Source organism: Neobacillus fumarioli NBRC 102428 (assembly GCF_001591485.1).
Taxonomy (GTDB): Bacteria; Bacillota; Bacilli; order Bacillales; family Cytobacillaceae; genus Neobacillus; species Neobacillus fumarioli.
In genome coordinates, this window is record NZ_BCUZ01000006.1 from 58,606 (window position 1) to 64,605 (window position 6,000).

Here is a 6,000-nt window from a genome sequence, read left to right on the forward strand (position 1 = left end):
AACAAATAATAGGGCTTATCCGGGTAGGCGAAAAAAATGTCCTTCATTCGGTATGAAAGACAAATACTAGTCCGATTTTTGCTGTAAATTAGTCTATTTACAGTTTCCAATGAACAGCTCCTTTTTCATTCGTAAAGCATTATCATTTTATTGGTGCTCCCGGAGCATAGTATAGTGGAGGCACTTTAAGCCATCCTCGTCTTTTCACGATTTCTTTTAAGGTTGCTCCAAATGTCATATATTCCTGTAAATATTCAAGCCATATCAATGTAACATCATTGCGTATGGATTGAATAATTGCATTTGCACAAAAGGAAATTAAAATAACGATTTTAATATTAAGGCTGTTTGCAAGTTCATCATCCGTCAACTTCACCCCCATTGGAACTTCGCTCGGATTTGACTGCGGTTTGGATTCACATAAGGGTGGTAAGGGGACTCCTTCAGATCTCAAAAAGACAATCATACGTTCTTTCTGGGATTTGAACATTTCAATGGCTTCATGAAAAGCTTTTCTTAATTCGCGATCCGTTGTACTATTAACCCCTGCTTCAGTATGAACTTGTTCATCCGCTAATTCGGAAAGCCAGGACCAGCAGGAAAAGACTTCTCCAACATGTAAAGGAGATTTAGGCTCATCATCAATAAATGATTGCATAACATTTTTAATAGCTTGTATAGTATCTGGCATACTTCTTACCTCACTTTTCGGTTTGCGGCAAACCCGGGGGATTATACAACGGTGGCACCTTGAGCCATCCTCGTTTTCGCATCAAAGATTTAAATGTTAATAAAAAGGTTATATGTTCTTGCAAAAACTCGGCCCATATTAAACTAACATCGCTGCGGATAGAATGTGCCGCAGCTTCCGCACAATTTCCCATTGCCATTGTTAATTTTTTCTTTAAGCTGTTTGCGAGTTCGTTATCTGTTAGCTTCACACCCAACGGAACACTATTCAGATCAGAAATAGGTTTCGATTCACTAAGTGGTGGCAATGGAATTCCTTCTGAACGCATAAAACATGAAATCCGCTCTTTCTCCGTTTGAAACATATTAACTGCTTCCTGAAGCGCTTTTCTCAACTCAGGGTCTGTTGTACTGTTAATGCCTACTTCAGTCTGTACTTGTGTCTCCGCGATTAACGCTAAAAATACCCAGCATGTCATAGCCTCTCCAATGTGTAGAGGCGTTTTATTTTCATCTTTCATAAATGACAGAGCTACACTTTTTAAGGCTTGCAACAGATCAGGCACACAGTTCACCTTCCTCTCTTTTTTTAATTTCCCCAAAATATTTTTAATCATTACATCACAGATACAAAAAAACGTCCTAAACATCAGGACGTTTCTAAAATTCCAAAGAAAACAGGATCATTTCCCGGAAATGGCCGCTTTTTCCTCGATTGCTTGGCCTGTTTCCTGAATATCATCAAAAGCACATTGCCCAAGGGGAATGATCTTTGTTTTCTTGACATATTTATAGCCAAACCATGTGATAAGAAAGATCGGCAATCCAATATAGGAAACGGCAATCCCATACCAATCAATTTTGCCGCTCGTAAATGCTTGATAATTTTGACCAAGGATAATAAAAAGGCACATGATTAAGGCAAGGAGCGGGCCGAATGGATACCATTTCGCCTTATATTTCAGTTCCTTCAAATCCAGGCCCTGGGCGACATAGGCCTTACGGAAACGATAGTGGCTTAAGGCGATGCCTGCCCATGCAATAAACCCGGTTAAGCCTGAAGCATTCAATAACCATGTGTACACCTGATCTCCAAAGATGGAGGATAAAAAGGCCAATGCTCCGATAATCGTCGTCACTACAAGGGCATTCATCGGAATGCCGCGGCGATTGACGTTTTGCAAAAATTTAGGTGCTTGCCCTTCCTTTGCCATCGACCAAAGCATCCGGGTTGAGGCATATAATCCTGATGTTCCGCATGATAAAACAGAGGTTAAAATAACTGCATTCATCACAGAAGCCGTAAAGGCAAATCCGGCTTTCTCAAATACAAGAGTAAATGGGCTGACGGCAACCTTGTCAACATCCCCGCCTAATAATTGGTTGCTCGTATACGGGATAATCAAGCCAATGACTGCAATGGCCCCGATATAAAACAACAGAATCCGCCAAAACACTTGCCGAATCGCTTTAGGTACGCTTTTATCCGGATTTTCACTTTCCCCTGCCGCTATTCCCACAAGCTCAGTTCCTTGGAAGGAAAAGCCGGCGACAAAGAAAATGCTTAATACGGAAAGAAAGCCGCCATTGATTGGGGCATTGCCGATAGTGAAATTTTTAAACCCAATATATTTGCCGCCGAGGATGCCGAAAATGGTCAACAGTCCAGCTGCAATGAAGACAATAATGGTAATAACTTTCACTAAGGCAAACCAAAACTCCGACTCGCCGTAACTTTTAACGGACAATGCGTTTAATAAAAAGATGAGCCCTAGAAACAGGATGCTCCACACAATGCTCGGTACATTCGGCAGCCAAAATTTCATAATAATGGCCGAGGCAGCAATTTCAACTGCCAATGTTACCGCCCAGTTAAACCAATAATTCCAACCGAGGGCAAACCCTAATGATGGATCAACAAAACGGGTGGCGTAAGTAGCAAAGGACCCTGACACAGGCATATAGGTGGCCATTTCTCCAAGGCTGGTCATTAAAAAATACACCATGATGCCAATTGCCCCATAAGCAATCAGTGCACCACCCGGTCCGGCAGTCCGAATTGATAACCCTGTTGCCAAAAACAACCCCGTTCCAATCGATCCCCCAATCGCAATCATAGTCATGTGCCTCGCCTTTAAATTTCGTTTCACTTGACTCGTAGGATTCTCTTTTACTTTCATAACTTCCATTCATGTCCCACCTTTATATTTAAAATGCAAACCCAAATTCAACTTAAAACTGCCATAAGGTAACTCCACAAGAAAACTCATACAATTTACCGAAGAAATTAAATATTCAGATAATTATTGACACATTTGCTTTACGTAAAATTCCTTTGTTACCAGGAATGCCATGCGTTGTTCAAGGGAAACTTACTTTCGCTATATGCATATGTGCCATGAAGCAATAGTAAAACCATTGGCCTTTATAAAACTATGTGACATTCATTGGTAAAAGTGCTTTTCACCTTATTAATCTTCATTCATTAAAATGGTCCGTATTTGATCAAATTTGCTATATATACCGCAATAATAGCAATAGAATACTGCATTACTATTAAAGGTAGAATCCACTTAGCCCAACGGCTCCAGGGGATGCCAGCCAAAGCTAAACCTGCCATAAAATAGCCAGAAGTAGGAAAAATAATATTTCCAATTCCGTAGTAAGTGAAAACGATAATACAGCTGTTTGATGAGTAATGTCAGCTAAAGGTGTCATAATAGGCATGGTTAACATAGCCTGCCCACTTCCTGAGGGAACAATAAAGTGAATGATTGCTTGTAAAATGAACATACCCACAGAGCTTAGACTGCTAGGAAAGTAATGAATAGCTGACGATGTATAATAAAGGATCGTGTCGATGATGTGCCCTTCATTTAACACTACTACAATCGCTCTTGCTAATCCGATGATGAGCGCCCCCTGAATGATACCTGCTGCACCATTTAGAAATGCATCTACCGTTTGATTTACTGAAAGTTTGCTAATCAACCCAATGATGATGGTTAAAAAGATAAATAAACCAGCAATTTCTTTGATGAACCAGCCGTACTTAATTACACCAAAAGCTAGAACAACAAAATTTAAAAAGAAGCAAAATAAAACCATTTTATGTGTATTCTCTAATTTAATGTTATGATTTGAAACTATCTTAACATGATGATTTAAATACATAAAATATAATTTCCGCAGCTTCCTCCATTCCTTTGGGAATAGCGGTTAAGAACCCAAATAAATCGACTGGAGAGGAAGACTCCAATTCAAATGTACCCGGTTTAACTAAACTACGGCCATTTTCCATTACCCTAGTATATTCTCCTGCTGGAATAATATAAGTCAAAATCGCAGCAACTATAAGAACCAAAAATAACAAAACAAATACATTGATTCCCTTCTTTTTCGGCATTATTTGCAGAATTTCGGGTTGGTTACTTTCTTGATATTTATGCATATTATTTTGACACCACCTTTTAGATTTTCGGGTCTGTGAAACTCCTTTGGTGTCATGTCTAGAATGCATGCATCATTCGTTGAAGTTCATTTGGAGGTTTAGGGGAGTTTATCTTTCAAATAAAAGATAAACTCCCCTAGCTGGTTATTTTGAAAAATCAAAGTAGTTTCGCTTTAAAAGACGAGGCACTGCCATTAATGTTTCAAATGTCATACTTTTTTCAAGCTTGGAGGTATCAATTAAAAACAACTGATCCTCGATTTCCTTTACCAGTTCATCGCTTTGATAGGTCATGCCACATTCAGGGCAATGAATGGAAGGAGTTTCCCGTATTTCGATTGCTTTCGTCCCGTCTGGAAGCTCCCAGTATACTGTATTGTTTGTCTCTTGAGCCGTATTAGATCCACACCATTGACACTTCACCATTATTCCTTCGCTGCTCCCACTTTTTCGTATTTACTGATTTGGGCTTGGAATTTCTTCTCTTTCAATTCGTCACGCTTCTCGCGCTTATCCTTCAATGAACTATGTTCAGGGTTTTCACTATAGGTTTTGCGGCGGTCCAGACGTTTCAAACCTTCCGGAATCAAGTTGAATTTCGTATCATCGATCACGGATAGGACTCCGTTGCTTTCAAACTTTTCAAATACTTCAGGATAAATCTTTTTATAGTACTCTTCTGCAGTTCCCGGCTGATAATTTTCCGGCTCCGGATAAGAGGTAATGACGCCTTCAAAGTTGCGTAGGACAACTTTATTGGAGCTTTGAGAAATAATATAGTTTGGCTGTAACGGAATTTTTCCGCCTCCTCCCGGTGCATCAACGATAAATGTCGGCACTGCATAACCGGAAGTATGCCCGCGGAGCCCTTCCATAATTTCCAGCCCTTTGCTGATTGGTGCTCGGAAATGGCCGATTCCTTCAGATAAGTCACATTGATAAATGTAATAAGGACGGACACGGATTTTGACAAGATCATGCATCAGTTGCTTCATAATCGGAACACTATCGTTAATACCTGCGAGAATAACAGATTGGTTTCCGACTGGCACTCCTGCATTTGCAAGCATTTCACAGGCACGTTTTGATTCTTCGGTAATTTCCATCGATGTGTTGAAATGGGTGTTCAGCCAAACCGGATGATATTTTTTCAAAATATTGCAGAGGTTTTCAGTAATCCGCTGCGGGAACACCACCGGTGCCCTTGTGCCGATCCGGATAATTTCCACGTGCGGAATCTCACGCAGATTTTTTAAAATATATTCTAAAATATTATCGTTAATTAATAATCCATCACCGCCAGAAATAAGCACATCTCGGATTTGCGGAGTATTAGCAATATATTGAATGGCTGTATCCAATTGTTTCTTCGGAACACCCATTCCAATCTGGCCGGAGAAGCGTCTTCTTGTACAGTAACGGCAGTACATGGAGCACTGGTTTGTAACAAGGAATAACACGCGGTCAGGGTAGCGGTGAGTTAAGCCCGGCACCGGTGAATCCTCATCTTCGTGAAGCGGATCCTCCATATCATATCTTGTTTTGTGCATTTCCTGTGAAATCGGCACAGACTGCATGCGAATCGGGCATCGTGGATCATCTTTGTCCATTAATGATGCATAGTATGGGGTAATGTTTAAAGGGATCGTTTTGGTTGAGATTTTAACCCCCTCTTCTTCTTCTGGTGTCAGGTTGATGACTTTCTTCAAATCTTCCAGCGTTTTAATGGTATTGGTCAGCTGCCACAGCCAATCATTCCACTGCTCGTCGGTTACATCCTTCCAAAGCTCGATTTCTTTCCAATGTCTTTTCGGTTTGAACAATGTGTTTTTCATTAAAATCCCCTCCTGATTTTTTAC

Annotated in this window: 5 protein-coding genes and 1 pseudogene; all 6 read right to left on the reverse strand. The window is 40.4% G+C overall.

Annotation, left to right across the window (positions count from 1 at the left end; translation table 11 throughout):
- Positions 1-142: 142 nt before the first annotated feature.
- Positions 143-691 carry a DUF3231 family protein gene (locus tag BFU02S_RS02500; protein ID WP_066366127.1) on the reverse strand — a complete coding sequence of 183 codons (549 nt, stop codon included), beginning with the start codon at positions 689-691 and terminating at the stop codon, positions 143-145.
- 10 nt (positions 692-701) lie between these two features.
- Positions 702-1,256, reverse strand: a complete 555-nt coding sequence (locus BFU02S_RS02505) for a DUF3231 family protein (protein ID WP_169797568.1) — start codon at positions 1,254-1,256, stop codon at positions 702-704.
- Between the two features lie 117 nt (positions 1,257-1,373).
- Positions 1,374-2,870, reverse strand: coding sequence for an amino acid permease (locus BFU02S_RS02510; RefSeq protein ID WP_066366145.1), 1,497 nt, complete (start codon positions 2,868-2,870; stop codon positions 1,374-1,376).
- Positions 2,871-3,175: 305 nt separating this feature from the next.
- Positions 3,176-4,141 (reverse strand): annotated as a pseudogene (locus tag BFU02S_RS16220) (hypothetical protein).
- 144 nt (positions 4,142-4,285) lie between these two features.
- A complete protein-coding gene (locus tag BFU02S_RS02525) occupies positions 4,286-4,564 on the reverse strand; it encodes a YokU family protein (protein WP_066366147.1) in 279 nt (92 codons plus the stop codon).
- Positions 4,565-4,566: 2 nt separating this feature from the next.
- The gene (gene kamA / locus BFU02S_RS02530) at positions 4,567-5,976 is read right to left on the reverse strand and encodes a lysine 2,3-aminomutase (protein WP_084360964.1); all 1,410 of its coding nucleotides are present in this window, start codon (positions 5,974-5,976) and stop codon (positions 4,567-4,569) included.
- Between the last annotated feature and the right edge of the window lie 24 nt (positions 5,977-6,000).